This is a genomic window from Pseudomonas sp. URMO17WK12:I9 (genome assembly GCF_900230165.1).
Classification (GTDB): domain Bacteria; phylum Pseudomonadota; class Gammaproteobacteria; order Pseudomonadales; family Pseudomonadaceae; genus Aquipseudomonas; species Aquipseudomonas fulva.
In genome coordinates, this window is record NZ_OCMQ01000008.1 from 58,796 (window position 1) to 80,912 (window position 22,117).

The 22,117-nt window shown below is 63.2% G+C and carries 18 protein-coding genes; 12 read left to right on the plus strand and 6 right to left on the minus strand.

Annotation, left to right across the window (positions count from 1 at the left end):
• Window positions 1–52: 52 nt before the first annotated feature.
• The 5 genes from CRP40_RS16150 to edd all read right to left on the minus strand — a co-directional run bounded on the left by CRP40_RS16150 (window position 53) and on the right by edd (window position 6,463).
• The gene (locus tag CRP40_RS16150) at window positions 53–1,303 is read right to left on the minus strand and encodes an AGE family epimerase/isomerase (RefSeq protein ID WP_027913786.1); all 1,251 of its coding nucleotides are present in this window, start codon (window positions 1,301–1,303) and stop codon (window positions 53–55) included.
• 141 nt (window positions 1,304–1,444) lie between these two features.
• Window positions 1,445–2,899, minus strand: a complete 1,455-nt coding sequence (locus CRP40_RS16155) for an ATP-binding protein (protein WP_027913785.1) — start codon at window positions 2,897–2,899, stop codon at window positions 1,445–1,447.
• Window positions 2,880–3,605 carry a two-component system response regulator GltR gene (gene gltR / locus CRP40_RS16160; RefSeq protein WP_027913784.1) on the minus strand — a complete coding sequence of 242 codons (726 nt, stop codon included), beginning with the start codon at window positions 3,603–3,605 and terminating at the stop codon, window positions 2,880–2,882. The genes CRP40_RS16155 and gltR overlap by 20 nt, the downstream gene beginning before the upstream one ends.
• A 72-nt stretch (window positions 3,606–3,677) precedes the next feature.
• Window positions 3,678–4,640 (minus strand): glucokinase, encoded by a 963-nt coding sequence (locus CRP40_RS16165; RefSeq protein ID WP_027913783.1) that lies wholly within the window; start codon window positions 4,638–4,640, stop codon window positions 3,678–3,680.
• Entirely contained in the window at window positions 4,637–6,463 is a 1,827-nt protein-coding gene (gene edd / locus CRP40_RS16170) for a phosphogluconate dehydratase (protein WP_027913782.1), read from the minus strand. Before edd ends, CRP40_RS16165 begins: the two co-directional genes overlap by 4 nt.
• A gap of 262 nt (window positions 6,464–6,725) precedes the next feature.
• On the opposite strand from edd, the gene gap reads away from it, so the two are divergent.
• From gap to CRP40_RS16200, 6 genes are all read left to right on the plus strand, one after another.
• Window positions 6,726–7,727, plus strand: coding sequence for a type I glyceraldehyde-3-phosphate dehydrogenase (gap, locus tag CRP40_RS16175; protein WP_027913781.1), 1,002 nt, complete (start codon window positions 6,726–6,728; stop codon window positions 7,725–7,727).
• 185 nt (window positions 7,728–7,912) lie between these two features.
• The gene (locus CRP40_RS16180; protein ID WP_027913780.1) at window positions 7,913–8,428 is read left to right on the plus strand and encodes a sigma-70 family RNA polymerase sigma factor; all 516 of its coding nucleotides are present in this window, start codon (window positions 7,913–7,915) and stop codon (window positions 8,426–8,428) included.
• Window positions 8,429–8,507: 79 nt separating this feature from the next.
• Window positions 8,508–9,476 carry a FecR domain-containing protein gene (locus tag CRP40_RS16185; protein WP_027913779.1) on the plus strand — a complete coding sequence of 323 codons (969 nt, stop codon included), beginning with the start codon at window positions 8,508–8,510 and terminating at the stop codon, window positions 9,474–9,476.
• A gap of 182 nt (window positions 9,477–9,658) precedes the next feature.
• Complete coding sequence (locus CRP40_RS16190; RefSeq protein WP_027913778.1) at window positions 9,659–12,247, plus strand: TonB-dependent receptor; 2,589 nt, start codon at window positions 9,659–9,661, stop codon at window positions 12,245–12,247.
• A 146-nt stretch (window positions 12,248–12,393) separates the two neighbouring features.
• Complete coding sequence (locus CRP40_RS16195; protein WP_027913777.1) at window positions 12,394–12,987, plus strand: biliverdin-producing heme oxygenase; 594 nt, start codon at window positions 12,394–12,396, stop codon at window positions 12,985–12,987.
• Window positions 12,988–13,038: 51 nt separating this feature from the next.
• Window positions 13,039–13,452, plus strand: coding sequence for a YbaN family protein (locus CRP40_RS16200; protein ID WP_027913776.1), 414 nt, complete (start codon window positions 13,039–13,041; stop codon window positions 13,450–13,452).
• Here the strand turns inward: CRP40_RS16200 and arcD (CRP40_RS16205) are convergent.
• Window positions 13,432–14,859 carry an arginine-ornithine antiporter gene (gene arcD / locus CRP40_RS16205; protein WP_027913775.1) on the minus strand — a complete coding sequence of 476 codons (1,428 nt, stop codon included), beginning with the start codon at window positions 14,857–14,859 and terminating at the stop codon, window positions 13,432–13,434. The genes CRP40_RS16200 and arcD (CRP40_RS16205) overlap by 21 nt on opposite strands.
• A gap of 423 nt (window positions 14,860–15,282) precedes the next feature.
• Between arcD (CRP40_RS16205) and arcD (CRP40_RS16210) the strand changes: the two genes are divergently transcribed.
• The 6 genes from arcD (CRP40_RS16210) (at window position 15,283) to CRP40_RS16235 (ending at window position 22,086) form a co-directional block, all read left to right on the plus strand.
• Window positions 15,283–16,710, plus strand: coding sequence for an arginine-ornithine antiporter (gene arcD, locus CRP40_RS16210; protein ID WP_027913774.1), 1,428 nt, complete (start codon window positions 15,283–15,285; stop codon window positions 16,708–16,710).
• 31 nt (window positions 16,711–16,741) lie between these two features.
• A complete protein-coding gene (gene arcA / locus CRP40_RS16215) occupies window positions 16,742–17,995 on the plus strand; it encodes an arginine deiminase (protein WP_027913773.1) in 1,254 nt (417 codons plus the stop codon).
• Between the two features lie 66 nt (window positions 17,996–18,061).
• Window positions 18,062–19,072: an ornithine carbamoyltransferase gene (locus tag CRP40_RS16220; protein ID WP_027913772.1), complete on the plus strand. Its 1,011-nt coding sequence runs from the start codon at window positions 18,062–18,064 to the stop codon at window positions 19,070–19,072.
• Window positions 19,073–19,160: 88 nt separating this feature from the next.
• Window positions 19,161–20,090, plus strand: a complete 930-nt coding sequence (gene arcC / locus CRP40_RS16225; protein ID WP_027913771.1) for a carbamate kinase — start codon at window positions 19,161–19,163, stop codon at window positions 20,088–20,090.
• Window positions 20,091–20,137: 47 nt separating this feature from the next.
• Window positions 20,138–20,506: a DUF5064 family protein gene (locus CRP40_RS16230; RefSeq protein WP_027913770.1), complete on the plus strand. Its 369-nt coding sequence runs from the start codon at window positions 20,138–20,140 to the stop codon at window positions 20,504–20,506.
• A gap of 71 nt (window positions 20,507–20,577) precedes the next feature.
• A complete protein-coding gene (locus CRP40_RS16235; protein ID WP_027913769.1) occupies window positions 20,578–22,086 on the plus strand; it encodes a sigma-54-dependent transcriptional regulator in 1,509 nt (502 codons plus the stop codon).
• Window positions 22,087–22,117: the final 31 nt, after the last annotated feature.

Consider the following 22,117-nt stretch of genomic DNA (forward strand, 5'->3'; position numbering starts at 1 on the left):
GGAGTCTAAACAGCGTGCGCGCACCGCCAGGTAACGAAGCGATGCGCGAATGTCATCGTTTGGTTACATTCAGGGCCAACCCGCTCGCCAGGCTTCGTGCCAGCGGCAGGCCGGGTAGCAACAGGGCCTGGTAGGCATGGTACAGGTCGGGCTTACCGGGCCATATCGTGCCGGCAGGACGGTTGTCGGCATCGAGTTCGTGGTGCCAACTGCCGCCTTCAAGATCGATGAAATGCTCGGTGATGAAGTCCCAGCAGCGCCGATACCACTGCTCGAAGCGCGCCTGCCCCGTGCGCTGCAACAGGGCTGCTGCGCATGCGCAGGCTTCGGCGTGAACCCAATGCAGCCGGGCGCGTACCCGTGGCTGATCATCCCAGCCGAGGGTGTAGACGAAGCCAGGCTGGCCATCGACGCTCCACGCCTGTGCGCAGGCGGCGTCGAACAGGGCGCGGGCACTGTCGACCAGCCATGGCGGGGGCTGGTGCCCGCAGCGGGCCAGGCTGGCCTCCAGATGAAGCAGAAGCCGCGCCCACTCGAAGGCATGCCCAGGCGTCGTGCCGTAGGGTCGGAAGTGGTCGGCCGGGTGTGCTTGGTTGTAGTCCTTGAGCGGCCGCCAGAAGACGTCGAAGTGTTCCACCACTCGGTAGCCGTTGGCAGCCGCGTGGGCATGGATGATGCGCTCGGCAATGCGCAAGGCGCGGTGCAACCACACTGGGTTGCCGGTGACATCGGCCAGGGCCAGGAACGCCTCGGTCGCGTGCATGTTGCTGTTGGCGCCGCGGTAGGGCTCGGGCATCTGCCAGGCGCGGGCGTAGGCTTCGCGAAGCGCACCTTCCTCCTCGCTCCAGAAATGCCGCTCGATGATGTCGATGGCGTCGCTCAGCAAGGCCTCAGCATCATCGACGCCCGCCACCACGGCGGAGCTGGCGGCCAGGGCGACGAACGCATGCAGGTACGCATCCTTGCCACTGTCCTGACGGCCGCCCGCCTGGGCAAACCAGCCGCCGTAGCGCGCATCCTTCAGGGGGCCGCGCAGGGCACTCACACCGTGGGCAGCCAGCCCTAGGTGGCCCGGCAGGCCTTGAAGGTGAGCCAGGGCGAAACAGTGGGTCATGCGGGCAGTGGTCAGGGTCTGGGCGCTTGCATCAAGGGCAAGCCTGCCTGCCGCATCCAGGTCACCAAACCCTTCTGCGAGCCGTGCAGCCCTGGCGAAGGCCAGCAACCGCTGCCCCTCGGCCAGCCGCCATGCGGTGTGCCCCGGAGCTTGGAGCCAGGACACCTGTGAAGAAAGATCATTGTTCATCGCCAGCGAGGTCCTTGCCAGTCGTGTGCCGATTCTAGCCAGCCAGGCCACGTGGGGTGTCACGAACGCGGGCATGATTGTCACGTGCCCGTGACATTTGGCCCTCTGCGCGCAGGTGCACGTTCAACGCGTACAGGTGGGTCAGTCCACGCCCCGTGGCAGGTACAAGGTCACCCGCAAGCCGCCTTCGCGCAGATTGAGCAGGCTGACCTCGCCACCGTGGCTGTGGGCGATGTTGCGGGCAATGCCCAACCCCAGCCCATAGCCTTGCTGATGACCGGCCAGCCGCACATGGGGTTCGAACACCTGCTCCATCTGCTGTTGCGGCACCCCAGGCCCCTGATCATCGACCTGCAGGACGAAGCCTGCCGCACCGTCGATGATACGCAGCCGCGCCCGCTCGCCGTACTTGATGGCGTTGTCGATCAGGTTGCCGATGCAGCGCCGCAATGCCAGTGGCTTGCCCGGATACGGCGCCAGGGCATGCCCTTCGAGTATGATCCTACCGTCTCGCAGGTACGGCTCGGCCAGCAGTTCGAGGATATGATTGAGGTCCACCGGCTCGATGTTCTCGTGAATGTCGGTGTCCTTCACGCATTGCAGCGCGCCCTTTACCAGCAATTCCAGTTCGTCCAGGTCCTGGCTGAACTTGGCTTGCAGGTGCTCGTCTTCAAGCAGTTCGACACGCAGGCGAAGCCGGGTGATGGGCGTACGCAGGTCGTGGGAGATGGCGCTGAACAATTGGCTACGCTCGGTGAGGTAACGGCTGATCCGCTCGCGCATGCTGTTGAAGGCCCGACCCACCTCCACCACCTCGCTGCCGCCGCCTTCGGCCACAGGCGCAACATCGGCGCCCAGTGACAGCTCCCGCGCTGCACGGGCCAGGCGCTTGAGCGGCCAGCTCTGCCATTGCACCAGCAGCCCGATGAACAGCAACAACAATGCCGTAGTCAGGACGATGAAGCCGATCTGCTGGCGCGGCAGACGCTCGGCTTCCAGGCTGGTATAGGGCTCGGGCAACAACGAGGCGATGTACAGCCATTCGCCTTCGGCCAGACGAATCTGGGTGACCAGTACCGGCGGATTGAGCGGTTCGAGGGTGAGCGAATAATGGGCCCATGACCTTGGCAGCTCGTCGAGCTTGAGCCCGCTGTTGAAGATGCGCAGTTCATCGGGGTCGACGAATTCGACGGAAATGTCCATCTGCGGCCCTAGACGCTCATGCAGCACTTGCTGGAACACCTCCATCACTGCCTGCTTGCGCGGCGTGACAGGCAGCATCTGCATGTCCAGCGGCTTGGCGTTCAGCGAAACGAAAAACCGCGTGCCTCCCATGCTGCGCAACTGGTCGAGCACCATTGGCCGGTAAGCAACGGGCAGCGAGCGAAAGTAACTGACGCTGGCGCTCATCGAGTGGGCCAGGCTGCTGGCACTGGCACGCAGCCCTTGCAACTGGCTGGCGCGCAGCTGGGCCACCCAGATGATGCTCGACAGCCCTTGGGCCAGCAGAACCACCAGCAAGGTCAGCAGCAGCATGCGCCCCAGCAGCGAACGTGGCAGCAGGCGCCACCGCCGCTCAGGGTGCAGTGCAGACATGGGTCGCCAGCAGGTAGCCGCTGCCACGCACGGTGCGGATCAGCCGGGGTGGCTTTTCGGTGTCGCGCAAGCGCTGGCGCAGACGGCTGACGGCCATGTCCACGATGCGGTCCAGTGGCATCGGCTCTCGCCCTCGCGTGGCGTTGCCGATGGTGTCGCGGTCGAGGATCTGCTGGGGGTGGTCCAGAAACAGCTTGAGCAGCGCAAAGTCCGCGCCCGAGAGAATCACCTCCTCTCCGTCGCGGTGGAACAGGCGATGGCTGACCGTGTCGAGCCGCCAATCGTCGAATGCCAGCACCGCCCCACCCGGCGCTGCTTGCCCAAACTCGGCGCGGCGCAGCAAGGCTTTGATGCGGGCCTGTAGTTCACGCGGGCTGAACGGCTTGCCCAGGTAATCATCGGCGCCAAGCTCGAGCCCGATGACCCGATCGGTCTCGTCCGAGCTTGCCGTCAACATGATGATGGGCACCCGCGCATGACGCGGGTGCTGGCGTACCCATCGGCACAGGCTGAAACCGTCCTCGTCCGGCAGCATGACGTCCAGGATAACCAGGTCACAAGCGGTGGTGTCCAGGGCATGACGAAACCCGGCGCCATCGGCCTGGGCATTGACCTGAAAGCCCGAGCGGCTGAGGTAGGTTTGCAACAGTTCGCGAATTTCCTGATCGTCGTCGACCATCAGGATGGATTTGCCGGCAGTGCTCAAGGGGGATGTCCTTTTGTGGTGGCGGGTCTTGTTGCCCGCTGACCTGTGTCGCCTTGCAGGGAGCCCAGGCGCCTAGCCCTGATCCAGCGCTTGCTGCAAGGCCACGCCAGCGCCCAGCAGCCCGGAAAACTCGGCAGTCACCAGCCATACGGGCACGCCTTGGAAGTAACCGCTCATGCAGCCTTTGTCGCCGAAACTGTCGGCGAAACCGCTGCGCAGGAACAGCTCGGCAAAGCGTGGGATCACGCCGCCGACGATATATACCCCACCACGCGCGCCCAGGGTAAGCACGTTGTTGCCCGCCACCCGTCCCAGGAACCGGCAGAATTGCTCGATCACCGCCCGCGCCCGCGGCTCGCCACCCAGGGCCGCATCGGTGATCTGCGCCGGCGAAGTATGTCGCGGATTTTCACCATCCAGGGCGCAAATGGCCTGGTACAGGCGCACCAGCCCGCCGCCGCTGAGCACCGTCTCGGCACTGACATGGCCGATCTGGCCATGGATGTACTGATGGATCGCCGCCTCTCGGGCATTGCCCACCGGCAGGTCGACGTGCCCGCCTTCGCCTGGCAAGGCATGCCAGTGCTTGCCCCCCAGGCGCAACAGCGAGCCGACACCCAGGCCTGTACCGGGTCCGATGACCAGCGCCGGGCGCAGCGGATCGGCCTGACCTGGGCAGACTTCTCGACACTCACCCTCGCGCAGGCGGGTCATGCCAAGGGCCATGGCGGTGAAATCGTTGATCAGCAACAGGTGCCCGATCTGTAAGCGTTGGCAAAAGGCGGTCCGGCTCAGGCGCCAATGGTTGTTGGTGAAGCGAAACTCATCGCCATCGACCGGGCCGGCCACCGCCAGGCAAGCAGCGGCTACGCCACCCCGCGGTATGGCCAGGGCTTCAAAATACGCTTCGATGGCCTGTTCCGGGCTTGTGTAGTCCTCGGTGGCGAATACCTTCACCTCGTGCAGCTGGTTGTCACGCCATAACGCAAAACGGGCATTGGTGCCGCCGATGTCGCCAACCAGCAGGTCATTCATTTCAGGTTCTCCAGGGCAGAGGTAAAGGCGCTGGCGCCCTGCTCTGCCGGGCTGAACGCCATGCGCATGAAGCCGAACAGCTCGCGCCCGCAGCCCAGGTCATTGCCCTGGGGCGCGGTCGCCAGGTCACGCAGGGCCAGCTCGTCGGCCGATACCATTACCCGCAATGTACCTTCAGCGCCATCGACCCGCACGATATCACCATCGCGCAGCCGTGCCAGCGGGCCGCCGTCATAAGCTTCGGGGCACACGTGAATGGCGGCGGGGATCTTGCCCGATGCACCGGACATGCGCCCATCGGTCACCAGGGCTACCTTGTACCCGCGATCCTGCAGCACGCCAAGGAACGGGGTGAGTTTGTGCAGCTCCGGCATGCCGTTGCAGCGCGGGCCCTGGAAGCGCACCACTGCGACGAAGTCCCGCTCCAGCTCGCCTGCCTTGAAGGCGTCGGCCAATGACTGCTGATCGTGAAAGATGCGCGCAGGCGCCTCGACCACGCGGTGCTCTGGAGCCACGGCGGAGACTTTCATCACGCCACGCCCCAGGTTGCCTTCCATCACCCGCAACCCGCCTTCGGCGGAGAACGGCCGCGCCACGGGCCGCAGGATGCTTTCGTCCAGGCTCTGCTGTGGCCCTTCGCGCCAGACCAGCTTGCCGTCCTCCAGGAACGGCTCCTGGGTGTAGCGACGCAGGCCAGGGCCGGCGACGGTGTTGACGTCCTCGTGCAGCAAACCGGCATCGAGCAGCTCGCGGATCAGGAACGCCATGCCGCCGGCTGCCTGGAAGTGGTTGATGTCGGCCTTGCCGTTGGGGTAGACGTGGGACAGGGTCGGTACCACTTCGGACAGGTCGGCCATGTCCTGCCAGGTCAGCTGGATACCGGCGGCCTGGGCTATGGCCGGAATGTGCAGGGTATGGTTGGTGGAACCGCCTGTGGCATGCAGGGCCACGATCGAGTTGACCAGCGCCTTCTCGTCGACGATTTCGCCCAGGGGCATGAAGGTGCCGCTGGCCTTGGTCATGCGCGTGACCTGTTGCGCCGCCTCGGCGGTCAGCGCGTCGCGCAGCGGCGTGTAGGGGTTGACGAAAGAAGCACCCGGTAGGTGCAGCCCCATCACTTCCATCACCAGCTGGTTGGTGTTGGCCGTGCCGTAGAAGGTGCAGGTGCCAGGGCCGTGGTAGGACTGCATTTCCGATTCCAGCAGTTCCTCTCGGCTGGCCTTGCCTTCGGCATAACGCTGGCGCACATCGGCTTTCTGCTTGTTGGAAATACCCGAGACCATCGGCCCGCCCGGTACGAACACCGTGGGCAAGTGACCAAAGCGCAAGGCCCCCATCATCAGGCCCGGCACGATCTTGTCGCAGATGCCCAGCATCAGGGCCGCGTCGAACATGTTGTGGGACAACGCCACGGCAGTGGACATGGCGATCACTTCACGGCTGGCGATGGCCAGTTCCATGCCCGGCTCGCCCTGGGTGACGCCATCGCACATGGCCGGCACACCGCCGGCGAACTGGCCTACCGAGCCGACTTCGCGCAGGGCCTGCTTGATCTGTTCGGGAAAATGCAGGTAGGGCTGGTGGGCCGACAACATGTCGTTGTAGGCCGAGACGATGGCCACGTTGGCGGCATTCATCAGGCGCAGGGTCTGTTTGTCCTCGCTGCCGCAACCGGCCACGCCATGGGCGAAGTTGGCGCATTGCAGGCTGGCACGCATCGGGCCCTCGCTGGCGGCCCCGCGGATCAGCTGCAGGTAGCGTTCGCGGGTGGCGCGGCTACGCTCGACCAGCCGTTGGGTGACCTCAAGGATGCGCGGGTGCATGTACTGGACTCCAGGCTAATTGTAAGGGCGGTTTACCAAGTGATCGTGCCCGGCCGATTGCCGCCTAGGCTCAAAGGACAGGCGCGCACTGCTTCGGTAGGCTCACGATCGAACCGCTCGTTGTAGGTTTAAACAAAATACTGCCACTAAAAAGGCTTGTTTTCTATCTGCAACTGAATAATCTTGTAATTCCAACAACAAAACCGTTTCAGTGAAGCACCTTTGTGCCACAGGTTTGACTCGGACTGCCAGAGGTATCGCCATGACCCTTCGCATCGCCATCAACGGATTCGGCCGCATCGGGCGCAATGTCCTGCGCGCACTCTATACCCAGGGCTACCGCCAGGACATGCAGGTCGTCGCCATCAACGACCTGGGCGACAGCACCATGAACGCCCACTTGCTCAAGTACGACAGCGTGCACGGCACCTTCGAGGCCAGCGTCGAAGCCGACCACGAAAGCCTGACCGTCAACGGCGACCGCATCGCGGTGAGCGCCATTCGCAACCCGGCCGAACTGCCCTGGAAAGCCCTGGCGATCGATGTGGTCTTCGAATGCACGGGGCTGTTCACCGAGCGCGACAAGGCCGCTGCGCACATCGCTGCCGGCGCGGGCAAGGTGATCGTCTCGGCGCCGGCCAAGGGCGCTGATGCCACCGTGGTGTATGGCGTCAACCACGACGTGCTGCGCGCCTCGCATCAGGTCATTTCCAACGCCTCCTGCACCACCAACTGCCTGGCGCCCATCGCCCAGGTGCTGCACCGCGAGTTCGGTATCGAGCAAGGCCTGATGACCACCATCCATGCCTACACCAACGACCAGGTGCTGACCGACGTGTACCACAGCGACCCCTACCGCGCCCGTTCGGCCACCCAGTCGATGATCCCCAGCAAGACTGGCGCCGCCGAGGCCGTGGGCCTGGTACTGCCGGAGCTGGCCGGCAAGCTGACCGGCATGGCCGTGCGGGTACCGGTGATCAACGTGTCGCTGGTGGACCTCACCGTCAACCTCAAGCGCGAAGCCACGGCCGAACAGGTCAACCAGCTGTTCCTCGAGGCCAGCAAGCATTCGCGAGTATTGGGCTATAACGCCCTGCCCCTGGTCTCGTGCGACTTCAACCACAACCCGCTGTCGTCGATCTTCGATGCCAACCACACACGGGCCAATGGGCGCATGCTCAAGGTGCTGGCCTGGTACGACAACGAGTGGGGCTTCTCCAACCGCATGCTGGACAACTGCCTGGCGCTCTGCCGCGCTCAGTAACGGCTGTGCCAGCACGCCCTGACAACTGGTAGCAGGTGCTGGGTCATCGAGCTCGTATCGCCGTAGCCGCTCTGCGGCACCGGCGATACTCGCGGCGCCGTTACGATTTGCCTACATTTCGCAGCTTGACCTCAAGCACGGATGATAAGCATTATCATTGGCCGCTTGTCAGGTCAGGTCGCTCCGTGAGTCAGTCCCGGTTCAATTCCGTATTCCTCAGCCAGAGGCCCATCTTGCTGCGCACGCTCCAGCGCATGGTAGGCAACCGTTGCACGGCCGAAGACCTGCTTCAGGAAACCTACTTGCGCGTCTCACGCGCACTGGGCGAGCGTTCGGTCCAGCACATCGAACCCTTCGTCTTTCAGACCGCCCGCAACCTTGCGCTCGACCACTTGCGTGCCCGCCGGGTACAGGCCCGAACCCTGGTCGACGACGTGGCTGACGAGGTAGTGAACAATGTCGCCGTGCTCGCCAGCAGCAACGAGGATGCTGCACATGCCCAGCAACTGCTGCGCCACCTGAGCGAAAGCCTGAAGCAACTGACGCCACGCCAGCAAAGGATCTTCACGCTAAGCCGGCTGCACGGCGCCACCTCTCTCGAAATCGCCCAGCAGCTGGGGGTTTCTGCGAGCACGGTGCAAAAGGAGCTGAAGTTGATCATGGGTATCTGCCTGGGTGTCGCCCAGCGCCTGGACGCCTGACGGGCCGCCGCGATGAGGCCCGCTTGCCACATCGCGCCAGCGCCCTGATCATCTGCGCACGCCCGCTCAAGGACTCACCGTGACCGACAGCCCCGAACATCGCCCGTCACCAACCAGGCCCAATGCGCGTCGTCGTGCCACGGACGAGGCTTTGGCGTGGCTGGTCCGTCTTGAAACCGCCGAGCCCGCCGACCACCTCGCATTCGAAACCTGGCTGCAAGCCGCTCCCGAAAATGCCGAAGCGTTCGTGCAAGCCGAGGCATTGTGGAACGGCGCAGCGCTCAAGCAGGCCGCTGCACAGCTGCAGGGCTACCCATCGCGCCCTCGCGCAGGTCGCCTGCGTCGCCAGTGGAAACCGCTGGCCACCGCTGCCGCGCTGCTGGTAGGCCTGTTCACGTTCGGCAACGTGCCAGTGCGCCTGCAGGCTGATCACCTGACGGTCGCGGGGGAACGCCACCGGGTGAACCTTCAGGACGATGCCCGGGTGCTGCTCAATACCCAGTCAGCGTTTGCCAGCGAGCGCAATGACGGGCGGCAGGTCGCCCGCCTGCTGCAAGGCGAGGCATACTTCCAGGTGCCCAAGGGCGCGCCGGCACCGCTCGAAGTGCAAGCCGGCCCTCTGCGCGCCCAGGCACGCGACACCGATTTTGCCGTGCGCCTGCTCGATGGCCAGGCTTGGGTCAAGGTGCAACGCGGCGACGTCGACGTCGACGTGCAAGGGGGCCGCGTCCAACGCATCCGTTTGCAGGCCGGTCAGAGCATTCGCGTCGGGCCCGACGGGCTCGGTGCACGCAGGCAACTGGACATGCGCAAGGACCTGGCCTGGGTCGATGGGCGCCTGGTCTTCGAAAATTGCCCCTTGAGCCAGGTGCTGGCCGAGCTGCGCCGCTATTACCCCGGCTGGATCATCAATCGCAATGAACGGCTGGAGAACATCGCCGTCACCGGCAACTACCGCCTTGACCAGCCGCTTGAGGCGCTACGTGCATTGGCCCATATCACCTCGGCACAACTGCATGAGTATCCAGCGCTGGTCATCCTGAACTGATGCGCCTGCCTTGACCGCTACCAGCCCACCCGCGGCAGCGCCGTACGCCCTGCTGGGCGCCTGGGATTTATTTTTACGCGATACCCCCTCCCTGTCCGTCTCGTCATAGCCAATGCAATTGATTCTTGTTCAATCAAGAACGCACACCCTATGAACAGTTCGCGCGTCAGGGAGCGCTTTCGATGCCCACCAGTCCTACCCGTTCGACCCTACGGCCACGCCTCAAGGGGCAACTGTCCCTGTTTTCACTCGCCTTGCTCGCTACAGGCGCCTGTTCACTCCCCACGCTGGCGGTCGAGCCGGCGTCGGTGAGCACCTCGCGCATGGGCGACTACCACTTCGGCATCGCCCAACAGCCGCTGGTATCGGCCATCAATGCCTTCAGCCAGGTCACGGGCTGGCAGGTGGGCTTCGACGCTCGCCTGGCCGAAGGGGTCGCCTCCCCCGGCATACAGGGTTCACTGCCCCCCGAGCAGGCACTCAAACGCCTGCTACACGGCACTGGCCTGGTCCCGCGGACCATCAGCCGCGGCAACGTGGTGCTCGAGCGCCAGTCAGGTCGCGGGGCCATAGCCTTGCAGCAGGTGACCGTCAGCGCCACCCGCAGTGCCAAGGACGTGAGCCAGGTCCCCAGCACGGTCAGCGTGCGGACCCGAGAGCAGCTGGACCGGCAGAACGTCAACACCCTCCAGGACCTGGTGCGCTACGAGCCGGGCGTCTCGGTGGCGGGGACCGGGCAGCGCAGTGGCCTGAACGGCTACAACATTCGCGGTATCGATGGCGAGCGGATACTCACCCAGATCGACGGCGTGGCGATACCGGACAGCTTCTTCTACGGGCCCTACGCCCAGACCCAGCGCAATTATGTCGACCCGGAAATCATCAAGCGGGTGGAAATCCTGCGCGGCCCAGCCTCAGTGCTCTACGGCAGCAATGCCATCGGCGGTGCAGTGAGCTACTTCACCCTGGATCCTGAAGACATCATCAAACCTGGCCGAGACGCTGGCGCGCGACTCAAAACCGGCTACAGCTCAGCCGATGACAGTTGGCTGACGTCCGCCACCGTGGCTGGCCGTGAGGGCAGCCTGGACGGTCTGCTGCACCTGAGCCAGCGCAACGGTCACGAAACCAAGAGCCATGCCGATCACGGCGGCGTGGGCCTTGCACGCACCCGCGCCAACCCAGTGGATGCGCGTACCACCAACGTGCTGGCCAAGCTGGGCTGGGACTACGCCGACGACGCCCGCCTGGGCGTGACCTACGAACGCTTCAAGGACGACCGCGACCAGAACCTGCTCAGCGCCGTAGGCGGGCCATTCATCCCGGGCGTTGGTGCCATGAATTCGTACCGCATGCGCCAGGGCAACGACACGATTACCCGCGAGCGCTTCGGCCTGAACCAACGTTTCGGCCTGGACAGCCTGTTCGCAGACGATGTCAGGTGGAGCCTGAACTACCAGATCGCCAAGACGGACCAGCGCACCGACGAGCTGTACGTCGCTTCGGGACGTCAGGTACTGCGCGACCGCCAGACCACCTACAAGGACCGCCAGTGGATCTTCGATGCCCAGCTTGAAAAGGCATTCAGCCTTGGCCAGACCGACCACGCCCTGACCTATGGCACTACCCTCAAGCACCAGGACGTCACCGGGGCGCGCAGCGGTACTGGCACGTGCGTGAATGTGGGCGGCACCTGCCGGGGTATCGGCCAGGACAGCCCGCGCGACGGCCAGGCGCTGGTCAGCGACTTCCCGGACCCAACCATCGATACCTACAGCCTGTTCGTTCAGGACGAGATTCGCTGGGGCAGCTGGACGTTCCTGCCAGGTGCGCGCTACGACTACACACGCATGGCGCCTCACTTCACCGATGCTTTCCTGCGCGGCCTTGATGCCAGCGGCACGGCCCCGGCTTTCCAGGATGACTCAGACAAGAAGTGGCACCGCGTGTCACCCAAGCTGGGGATGACCTATGCCTTCAACGACCACTACACAGGCTACGCGCAATACGCCCAGGGCTTCCGTACGCCCACGGCCAAGTCCATGTACGGCAAGTTCGTGAACCTGGAACAAGGCTACCGCGTGGAGGGTAACCCTGGCCTGCGGCCTGAGCGCAGCAAGGGCCTGGAAACCGGGCTGCGCGGTCGCTTCGATACGGGCAGCTTCGATATGGCGGTCTACTACAACAAGTACCGTGACTTCATTGACGAAGACGCCGTGCAAGGCGCCAACCTCGAGCAGACCTTCCAGGCCAACAACATCAAGCGCGCGACCATCAAAGGCGCCGAGGTCAAAGGCCAGCTCGAACTCGACCAATTCGGCGCGCCACAGGGGCTGTATGCACAAGGCTCCCTGGCATACACCTACGGCCGCAACGACGACAGCGGCCAGCCGCTCAACACCGTCAACCCACTCAAGGGCGTCATGGGCCTGGGCTACACGCAGGGCGACATGGGTGGGCTGCTGAGCTGGACGCTGGTCAAGCGCAAGACGCGGGTCGACGACAGCACCTTCTATTCCCCCGATGGCTCGGCGTCGAAGTTCCGCACGCCCGGCTATGGCGTGCTGGACCTGACCGGCTTCTACAACGTTACCGATGACATCACCGTGAACGCCGGCCTGTACAACCTCACCGACAAGAAGTACTGGCAGTGGGACTCGGTGCGCAGCTATGACGGCCAGGGGGAGGCCGCGGTGACCCAGCCGGCCAACATCGACCGCCTGAGCATGCCGGGCCGTAACTTCGCCATCAACGTGGTGTGGGACATCTGAGGCGCTGGCGCAGCTGAAACCGGGCGGGGTCGCTGTGTTCCCGCCTTGGTTCCTGGCACCCACCCCTGTTCCTGCGGGGTTTTTTACGCCCCCGCCCCTGTTGATTCGTCTTGTATTGAAACGCTTCGCTTTCCAAGGACTGCATCATGAGCAACCGCGCTTCTTCGCGTACCCAACGCCTGAACCTGGTGACCCAGGCGCCCCATGCCGCACTCGACGCCCTGGTCAAATCCCATGCGCCATTCGATAGCCGCGAAAGTTTTGCCCGCTTCGTGGTGGCCCAGTACCTGTTCCAGGCCGAACTGCAGCCGCTCTACAACGACCCGCGATTGATCGCCCTCATACCCGACCTTGCCGAGCGCTGCCGAGCCCATCAGGCCCGCCAGGACCTGGCGGACCTGGACATGCAGGCGCCTGCCGAGCTGCCGGGGGCCGTGCAGCGCCCCAGCATTGCAGAGGCATTAGGCTGGATCTTCGTGTCCGAAGGCTCCAAACTGGGCGCCGCGTTTCTAATCAAGCGGGCGGCGGCGCTGGGCTTGTCGGAGACCTTCGGCGCCCGCCACCTGGGCGAGCCAGCCGGTGGCCGCGCCGAAGGCTGGAAGCAGTTCACGCGAACACTCGATGGCCTGATGCTGTCAGCTGGAGAAGAAGTGGCTGCAGAACACGGCGCCGTCGCAGCGTTCGAGCGCTTTACAGTCTTGCTCAAACAGGCCTATGCCGTGGATGCCGAGCAGGTTTGAAACACTTTCAAAGGCCCCCTGACCGGGGCCGTTCGTTCTAGCAGTGAGCCCATGACCCAACCTGCCCGCTCCAAAATTGCCCGACTGCTGTATGCGATCCTGGCTTACGCAAGCCTGGGGGTGGGCCTGGTCGCCATTGTCATTCCGGGCTTGCCGACCACCGAATTCATTCTGTTGTCGGCATGGGCGGCCACGCGAAGCTCGCCTCGCCTGTCCGCCTGGCTGGAAAATCACCGGTTGTTCGGTCCTATTCTGTACAACTGGCGCAACGGCAAGGTGATCCAGCGGCGGGCCAAGGTCAGTGCGACGGTCAGCATGTTGCTCTGCGCGGTTTTGATGCTGGTGTTTCTTGAGCATCACTGGCCGGTGTTCCTGGCCATCGCCGGCATGAGCCTGGGCAACCTGTGGATCTGGTCCCGCCCGGAACGGCCGTTCACAGCCGGCTCACAGGCTCAGCAACCCTGACCAGAGTGCATAGCCTGCCAGCGCCGCCCCCGACAGCACGGCGGCGAAGATCAGTTTCTCCATCAGCGTGAAAAGCGTGAGACCTTGTTCATGCTTGGCCCGCGCAAACAGGATCACCCCCGGTGCGTACAAGAGCGCCGAGAGCAGCAGGTACTTCAGGCCACCGGCATACAGCAGCCAAACGGCGTACACCACCGCGAGCGCGGCCACCAGCAGGTCCTTGCGCCGCCGGGCCGGTTGGCCTGCGTAAGTCTCCCCACGCACGGCCAGCGACATGGCGTAGGCGGCAGACCACAGGTACGGCGCCAGAATCATGGATGAGGCCAGGTAGATCAGGCTGGTATAGGTACCGGCAGATACCAGCGTGATCAGTAGAAAACCCTGGATCATGCAGTTGGTCAGCCACAGTGCATTGGCAGGTACCTGGTTGGCGTTCTCCCTGGCAAGGAAACGGGGCATGGTCTGGTCGCGCGCCGTGGCATAGAGGATCTCGGCACACAGCAGCGCCCACGACAGCAACGCCCCAAGCAACGAGACAGCCAGCCCCAGGCTGATCAGTAACGCGCCCCAGGGGCCAACGATGTGCGACAGAACCGCCGCCAGCGAGGGGTTCTGCAAGCCAGCCAGCTCCGGTTGCGTCATGACCCCAAGGGAGAGGACGTTGACCAGCACCAGCAGGGCCAGCACACCCACAAAGCCAATGACCGTCGCCCTGCCCACGTCGGCCCGGCGCCGTGCCCTGCCCGAATACACGCTGGCGCCTTCGATACCGATGAAGACGAACACCGTCACCAGCATCATGTTGCGCACTTGCTCGAGCACACTGCCGATCGCCGGAGCGCCCTGCCCCCAAATGTCCTGGGTGAAGATATCCAGGCGAAAGGCGCAAGCCGCGATGACGACGAACAGTACCAAGGGCACCACCTTGGCCACCGTGGTGACCAGGTTGATGAACGCTGCCTCGCGAATCCCGCGCAACACCAGAAAATGCACGGCCCATAGCAACATCGAGGCACACCCGATGGCCACTGGGGTATTGCCTTCACCGAACACCGGGAAATAGAACCCCAGGGTGCTGAACAACAGTACGAAGTAGCCAACGTTGCCCAGCCAAGCACTGATCCAGTAGCCCCAGGCCGAAGAAAAGCCCATGTAATCGCCGAACCCAGCCTTGGCATAGGCATAGACCCCCGAATCCAGTTCGGGCTTGCGGTTGGCCAGCGTCTGGAAAACGAACGCCAGGGCCAGCATGCCCACGGCAGTGATCCCCCAGCCAATCAGCACCGCCCCGGCCTGGGCACGGGCCGCCATGTTCTGGGGCAAGGAAAAGATGCCGCCACCGATCATTGAGCCCACGACGAGCGCCACCAATGCCCCCAGCCGGAGTTTCTGTCCTTGTTCGCCCATAGGTCTCCAAATATTTCCTGACAGTCATGCAGTTGTAACAACACACTGTTTATAAAGGCTGGTGTCATTACAGCCGTACTTCCATTTAGCCACTAAGCCATTAACGTCTAAGCGTGCGGTGGTTAAGAACCCCGCAGTTGCCAACCGGTTCACACTATTCCGATAAAAGCATAAATACCCGTAAAAAATTTGCGCTCTGCCCAGAAGCGACTAGTTTCAACCTTCGCAGGCAAAGAGGGATGAAGATGAGCAATACATGGAGGTGCCAGCGTACAAGGCCTGCAGCCATGGCAGTCGGCAGTCTCCAGGAGTTCGGTGAGGTGATTCAACGGCCTTACCTTGCAATGCACTGATCCATATCAGCGTGTGGCCACGGCGTCAGATTTAATCTGAGGCCAACTTTCTCCTGGCAGGAGTTGTTAAATGTCTGATTCTCCCGCAAAACTAAAACTCGGCGCATTAGTTGCGTTGGTCGTCGGCTCGATGATCGGTGGCGGTATATTTTCCCTGCCGCAGAACATGGCCGCCAGCGCCGGCGTGGGCGCGGTACTGATTGGCTGGGCGATCACCGCCGTGGGCATGCTGACCCTGGCTTTCGTATTCCAGACCCTGGCTAACCGCAAGCCTGACCTGGACGGTGGGGTCTATGCGTATGCCAAGGCAGGTTTCGGCGATTACATGGGCTTTTCTTCGGCTTGGGGCTACTGGATCAGTGCCTGGCTGGGGAACGTCGGCTATTTCGTGCTGTTGTTCAGCACCCTGGGCTATTTCTTCCCGGTGTTTGGCGAGGGCAACACGCCGGCCGCGATCATCGGCGCCTCGATCCTGCTGTGGGCCGTGCATTTTCTGGTGCTGCGTGGCATCCGTGAAGCGGCGTTCATCAACCTGGTCACCACGGTGGCCAAGGTGGTGCCGCTGGTGCTCTTTGCGCTGATTTGCCTGTTCGCCTTCCGGCTGGACATCTTCACCGCCGATATATGGGGCACCAGGACCCCTGAGCTAGGCGGTGTGATGAATCAGGTGCGCAACATGATGCTGGTGACGGTGTGGGTCTTCATCGGCATTGAAGGCGCGAGCATCTTCTCGTCACGTGCGGAAAAACGCTCCGATGTGGGCAAGGCCACCGTCATTGGCTTCATCACGGTGCTGTTGTTCCTGGTGCTGGTCAATGTGCTGTCGCTGGGCATCATGACCCAGCCTGAACTGGCAGGGCTGCAGAACCCCTCGATGGCGGCCGTGCTTGAGCATGTGGTCGGCCACTGGGGCGCCGTGCTGATCAGTGTCGGGCTGATCATTTCGCTGCTCGGTGCGCTGCTGTCATGGGTGCTGTTGTGCGCCGAGATCATGTTCGCCGCAGCCAAGGACCATACCATGCCCGCGTTCCTGCGCCGCGAGAACGCCAACCAGGTGCCTGCCAACGCCTTGTGGCTGACCAACGCCATGGTGCAGATCTTCCTGGTGATCACGCTGTTCTCCAACAGTACCTACCTGTCGCTGATCTACCTGGCTACCTCGATGATCCTGGTGCCCTACCTGTGGTCGGCGGCCTACGCCGTGTTGCTGGCGGTGCGCAGTGAAACCTATCAACAGGCGCTGGCCGAACGCCGCAAGGACCTGTTCATCGGCAGCATCGCCCTGCTCTATGCCATCTGGCTGCTGTATGCCGGCGGGGTGAAGTACCTGCTGCTCTCGGCGTTGCTGTACGCCCCTGGCGCCATCCTGTTTGCCAAGGCCAAGCGTGAGGTGGGCCAACCTGTCTTCACCCCCGTGGAAAAACTGATTTTCGCAGCCGTGGTCGTCGGTGCCCTGGTGGCAGCCTTCGGCCTGTACGACGGCTTCCTGACGCTGTGACCCCTCTTCGACTCAATGGAGGATTGAAACCATGTCCGCTGAAAAACAGAAATACGGTGTGCATTCAGAAGCCGGCAAGCTGCGCAAGGTCATGGTGTGCTCGCCGGGCCTTGCGCACAAGCGCCTGACCCCGAGCAACTGCGACGAGCTGTTGTTCGACGATGTGATCTGGGTGGACCAGGCCAAGCGTGACCACTTCGATTTCGTCACCAAGATGCGCGAGCGCGGTGTCGACGTGCTGGAGATGCACAACCTGCTGACCGATATCGTGCAGCAACCCGAAGCACTCAAGTGGATACTGGACCGCAAGATTACGCCCGACACCGTTGGGGTGGGCCTGACCAATGAAGTGCGCAGTTGGCTCGAAGGCATGGAGCCGCGCCATCTGGCCGAATTTTTGATCGGCGGTGTGGCCGGCCAGGATCTGCCGCAAAGTGAAGGTGCCGAAGTAGTCAGGATGTACAACGACTACCTGGGCCATTCCAGCTTCATCCTACCGCCGTTGCCCAACACCCAATTCACCCGCGACACCACCTGCTGGATCTACGGCGGCGTCACGCTCAACCCCATGTATTGGCCGGCGCGGCGCCAGGAAACACTGCTCACCACCGCCATCTACACGTTCCACCCGCAGTTCACAGGCGCCGACTTCCAGGTCTGGTACGGAGACCCGGACAAGGACCATGGCCAGTCCACCCTCGAAGGCGGTGATGTCATGCCCATCGGCAACGGCATCGTGCTGATCGGCATGGGCGAGCGGACCTCCCGCCAGGCCATCGGCCAGTTGGCGCAGAGCCTGTTCGCCAAGGGCGCCGTGCATAAAGTCATCGTCGCCGGCTTGCCCAAGTCCCGCGCCGCCATGCACCTGGATACCGTGTTCAGCTTCTGCGACCGCGACCTGGTCACGGTCTTCCCCGAAGTCGTCAACGAGATCGTGCCGTTCATCATCCAGCCCGACGAAAGCCGGCCCTATGGCATGGACGTCCGCCGCGAGCACAAGTCGTTCATCGAGGTGGTGGGCGAACAATTGGGCGTGCGCCTGCGGGTGGTCGAAACCGGCGGCAACAGCTTCGCCGCCGAACGCGAGCAATGGGACGACGGCAACAACGTCGTGGCGCTGGAGCCAGGCGTGGTCATCGGCTACGACCGCAACACCTACACCAACACTTTGCTGCGCAAGGCCGGGGTCGAAGTGATCACCATCAGTGCTGGCGAACTGGGCCGTGGTCGCGGCGGTGGCCACTGCATGACCTGCCCTATCGTTCGCGACCCCATCGATTACTGACGTCCATCACCCAGGCCGTCCCTACCCGGCGGCGGCCCGGCGTTCACCACACCCAGGAGAAAAGTCATGGCGTTCAACATCCACAACCGCAACCTGCTCAGCCTGGAACACCACAGCACCCGTGAGCTGCGTTACCTGCTGGACCTGTCCCGCGACCTCAAGCGAGCCAAGTACACCGGCACCGAGCAGCAGCACCTCAAGGGCAACAACATTGCGCTGATCTTTGAAAAAACCTCCACGCGTACCCGTTGTGCGTTCGAAGTGGCCGCTTACGATCAAGGCGCCAACGTCACCTACATCGACCCGAATTCTTCGCAAATCGGCCACAAGGAAAGCATGAAGGACACCGCACGTGTACTCGGGCGCATGTACGACGCCATCGAGTACCGCGGTTTCAAGCAGGAAATCGTCGAAGAGTTGGCCAAGTATGCCGGCGTGCCGGTATTCAATGGCCTGACCGATGAATACCACCCGACCCAGATGATTGCCGACGTGTTGACCATGCGCGAACACAGCGACAAGCCGCTGCATGACATCAGCTACGCCTACTTGGGCGATGCGCGCAACAACATGGGCAACTCGCTGCTGTTGATCGGCGCCAAGCTGGGCATGGACGTGCGCATCGCCGCGCCCAAGGACCTGTGGCCCCACGATGACCTGGTGCAACGTTGCAAGCAGTACGCCGAGGAAAGTGGTGCCCGCATCACCCTCACCGAAGATGCCAAGGCGGCAGTCAAGGGCGTGGACTTCATTCATACCGACGTGTGGGTATCGATGGGTGAACCCATCGAAGCCTGGGGCGAACGTATCAAGCTGCTCAAGCCCTACCAGGTCAACGCCGAGCTGATGAAGGCCAGCGGCAACCCCAGGACCAAGTTCATGCACTGCCTGCCGGCGTTTCACAACTGTGAGACCAAGGTCGGCAAGCAGATCGCCGAGCAGTACCCGGACCTTACCAACGGCATCGAAGTGACCGACGACGTGTTCGAGTCCCCGGCCTGCATTGCGTTCGAGCAAGCGGAGAACCGCATGCACACGATCAAGGCGATCCTGGTGTCGACACTGGCCGACCTGTAGATCGCCACCTGCCCAGGCGTTGCGGCTGTTAGCGTGCCGCAATAGCCGTCGGGCAGCGGCTCAAGACTTTCGATAAAGGACATTCTTCATGCGTATCGTTGTTGCACTAGGCGGCAATGCCCTGCTGCGCCGTGGCGAGCCCATGACCGCGGAAAACCAGCGCGCCAATATCCGTACCGCCGCCGAGCAGATTGCCAAGATCCATCCAGGCAACGAGTTGGTGATCGCTCATGGCAATGGCCCGCAAGTGGGCCTGCTGGCATTGCAGGGGCTGTCGTACAAGCCGGACGAGGCCTACCCATTGGACGTGCTGGGCGCCGAAACCGAGGGCATGATCGGCTACATGATCGAGCAGGAACTGGGCAACCTGCTGGACTTCGACGTGCCGTTCGCCACCCTGCTGACCCAGGTTGAAGTGGACGCTCAGGACCCTGCGTTCAAGGACCCGAGCAAGTTCATCGGCCCGGTCTACAGCAAGGATGAAGCCCAGCGCCTGGCCGCTGAAAAGGGCTGGGTGGTCAAGCCTGACGGCGACAAGTACCGCCGCGTGGTGGCAAGCCCCAGACCCAAGCGCATCTTCGAAATCCGCCCCATCAAGTGGCTGCTCGAAAAGGGCAGCATCGTGATCTGCGCCGGCGGCGGCGGCATCCCGACTCTCTATGATGAACACCGTAACCTCAAAGGGATCGAGGCGGTGATCGACAAGGACCTGTGCTCTGCACTGCTGGCCGAACAGCTCGAGGCCGATCTGCTGGTCATTGCCACCGACGTGGAGGCGGCGTACATCGACTTTGGCAAGCCAACCCAACGCGCCATCGCCCAGGCCCACCCTGACGAGCTGGACAGGCTGGGTTTCGCGGCAGGTTCGATGGGGCCCAAGGTGCAGGCGGCCTGCGACTTCGCCCGGCACACGGGCAAGGTGGCGGTGATCAGCTCGCTGGCCAACATCGAGCGCATCGTGAGCGGTACCGCCGGCACGCGGGTTTCGACCGCTGCCTCCGGGATCAGCTACCGTTGACACAGTCGGCGGGCCATGTGCCCGCCCAACCTCGTACAGGAGAGCCCATGGCCAAATATGAACCCGGTCACGTCCACATCGAGCGCACTGCGCTCAACAGCAGTGACCACAGCTATGACCTCAAGGTGGACTACGAGGCCTTCACCGACCCCCGTGAAGGCAGGGGCATTCAGTTCCGCATGCAGGGCAGCATCGAGGGCAAGCCGGTCGACGAGGTTTTCTTTCTGCCCAAGGACCAGGTGCTGCCTAGCTTTCTGATGCAACTGAGTCGCCGCGCCCAGGCCTACCTGGCCCCACCGAAGAAGTTCGAGAGCCTGGCTTCACCTCACAGGATCTACGACTGGATGTTCGAAGACATTCGCGCCAAGCTGGACGTGAAGTCCGGTGACCCCATCAAGCCTGAACATCTGGAGTAGGGCGCGACCCGTCACGAGCAGGATCAGCTTGAGGCATACTAGCGCCCTACCCGGCCATTTCGTATTGCCCCATGCGTATCCACGTCAGCTTCATCGACCGCGTCGGCATCACTCAGGAAGTCCTGGCGCTGCTCGGTGCGCGCAACCTCAACCTCGATGCCGTGGAAATGGTGCCGCCGAACGTCTACATCGACGCGCCTACCCTCAGCCCCGCCGTACTGGAAGAGCTGCATGACGCCTTGTTCGAGGTGCAGGGCGTGGAGGCGGTGGAGGTGGTCGATATCCTGCCGGGGCAACGCCGTCACCTGCAGCTCGATGCGCTGCTGGCCGCCATGAGCGACCCCGTACTGGCGGTTGACAGGGCCGGCAAGGTGCTGCTGGCGAACCCAGCGCTGGTGGCGTTGTGTGGTCGGGAGTCGGCCGGGCGCTGCGTAGGCGAGTTGTTTGGCGACCCGGGCCTGCTGCAAGTATTGCTCGACAGCAACTTTCACCTGCCCATGCGCGAAATGCAGCTCAATGGCCAGAGCCTGCTGCTCGATGCCATGCCAATCACCCATACCGGCGGCTTGCTGACGCTCTACCCGCCTACGCGGTTGGGCGAACGGCTATCGGCCCTGCGCCATGACCATGCCGAGGGCTTCGACGCTCTGCTGGGCGAATCACCTGCCATCCGCACCCTGAAGGCTCGAGCCCTGCGCGTGGCCACCCTGGATGCACCGCTGCTGGTGCATGGCGAAACCGGCACCGGCAAGGAACTGGTGGCCCGCGCATGCCACGCGATCAGCAGCCGTCATGCGGCCCCCTTTCTGGCTCTGAACTGCGCCGCATTGCCTGAGAGCCTCGCCGAGAGCGAACTGTTCGGTTATGCACCAGGCGCCTTCACCGGCGCCCAGCGCGGCGGCAAGCCAGGGCTGATGGAGCTGGCCAATCAGGGCACGGTGTTTCTCGATGAGATCGGCGAGATGTCCCCCTACCTGCAGGCCAAGCTGCTGCGTTTTCTCAGCGACGGCAGCTTCCGCCGGGTGGGGGGCGACCGGGAAGTGAAGGTCAACGTGCGTATCATCAGCGCGACCCACCGTAACCTGGAGCAGATGGTGGCCGAGGGCACGTTCCGCGAAGACCTGTTCTACCGCCTCAACGTGTTGAACCTGCAGGTCCCACCCCTGCGTGACCGCGGCCAGGACATCCTGATGCTTGCGCACTTCTTCATGCAGCAGGCCTGCACACAGATCCAGCGGCCTGCCTGCAGGCTCACCCCCGCCACTCACAGCGCCATGCTGGCTAACCCTTGGCCGGGCAATGTGCGGCAATTGCAGAACGTGATCTTTCGCGCCGCCGCCATTTGCGAAAGCAACCTGGTGGACATCGGCGACCTGGACATCGCCGGCACGTCTGTCAGTCGTACCCATGAAGGTGATGTGGCCAGCCTGGAGCAGGCTGTGGGTGATTTCGAGCGTGAACTGTTGCAACGGCTGTACACCAGTTACCCCTCGACCCGATTGCTGGCGGCCCGGCTGCACACCTCACATACCGCCATTGCCCAACGCCTGCGCAAATACGGCATTCCGGGGAAAACCTGAAGTTGTCGGCAAATGCTGCTGTTTTAGTAGA

Coding starts and splice junctions, on each gene's coding strand:
- CRP40_RS16200 (WP_027913776.1), top strand. CDS start 13,039: ATGACCCAACCTGCCCGCTCCAAAATTGCCCGACTGCTGTATGCGATC.
- arcA (WP_027913773.1), top strand. CDS start 16,742: ATGTCCGCTGAAAAACAGAAATACGGTGTGCATTCAGAAGCCGGCAAG.
- arcD (WP_027913775.1), bottom strand. CDS start 14,859: ATGGGCGAACAAGGACAGAAACTCCGGCTGGGGGCATTGGTGGCGCTC.
- CRP40_RS16220 (WP_027913772.1), top strand. CDS start 18,062: ATGGCGTTCAACATCCACAACCGCAACCTGCTCAGCCTGGAACACCAC.
- CRP40_RS16190 (WP_027913778.1), top strand. CDS start 9,659: ATGCCCACCAGTCCTACCCGTTCGACCCTACGGCCACGCCTCAAGGGG.
- CRP40_RS16230 (WP_027913770.1), top strand. CDS start 20,138: ATGGCCAAATATGAACCCGGTCACGTCCACATCGAGCGCACTGCGCTC.
- arcD (WP_027913774.1), top strand. CDS start 15,283: ATGTCTGATTCTCCCGCAAAACTAAAACTCGGCGCATTAGTTGCGTTG.
- edd (WP_027913782.1), bottom strand. CDS start 6,463: ATGCACCCGCGCATCCTTGAGGTCACCCAACGGCTGGTCGAGCGTAGC.
- arcC (WP_027913771.1), top strand. CDS start 19,161: ATGCGTATCGTTGTTGCACTAGGCGGCAATGCCCTGCTGCGCCGTGGC.
- CRP40_RS16165 (WP_027913783.1), bottom strand. CDS start 4,640: ATGAATGACCTGCTGGTTGGCGACATCGGCGGCACCAATGCCCGTTTT.
- CRP40_RS16150 (WP_027913786.1), bottom strand. CDS start 1,303: ATGAACAATGATCTTTCTTCACAGGTGTCCTGGCTCCAAGCTCCGGGG.
- CRP40_RS16155 (WP_027913785.1), bottom strand. CDS start 2,899: ATGTCTGCACTGCACCCTGAGCGGCGGTGGCGCCTGCTGCCACGTTCG.
- CRP40_RS16235 (WP_027913769.1), top strand. CDS start 20,578: ATGCGTATCCACGTCAGCTTCATCGACCGCGTCGGCATCACTCAGGAA.
- CRP40_RS16195 (WP_027913777.1), top strand. CDS start 12,394: ATGAGCAACCGCGCTTCTTCGCGTACCCAACGCCTGAACCTGGTGACC.
- gap (WP_027913781.1), top strand. CDS start 6,726: ATGACCCTTCGCATCGCCATCAACGGATTCGGCCGCATCGGGCGCAAT.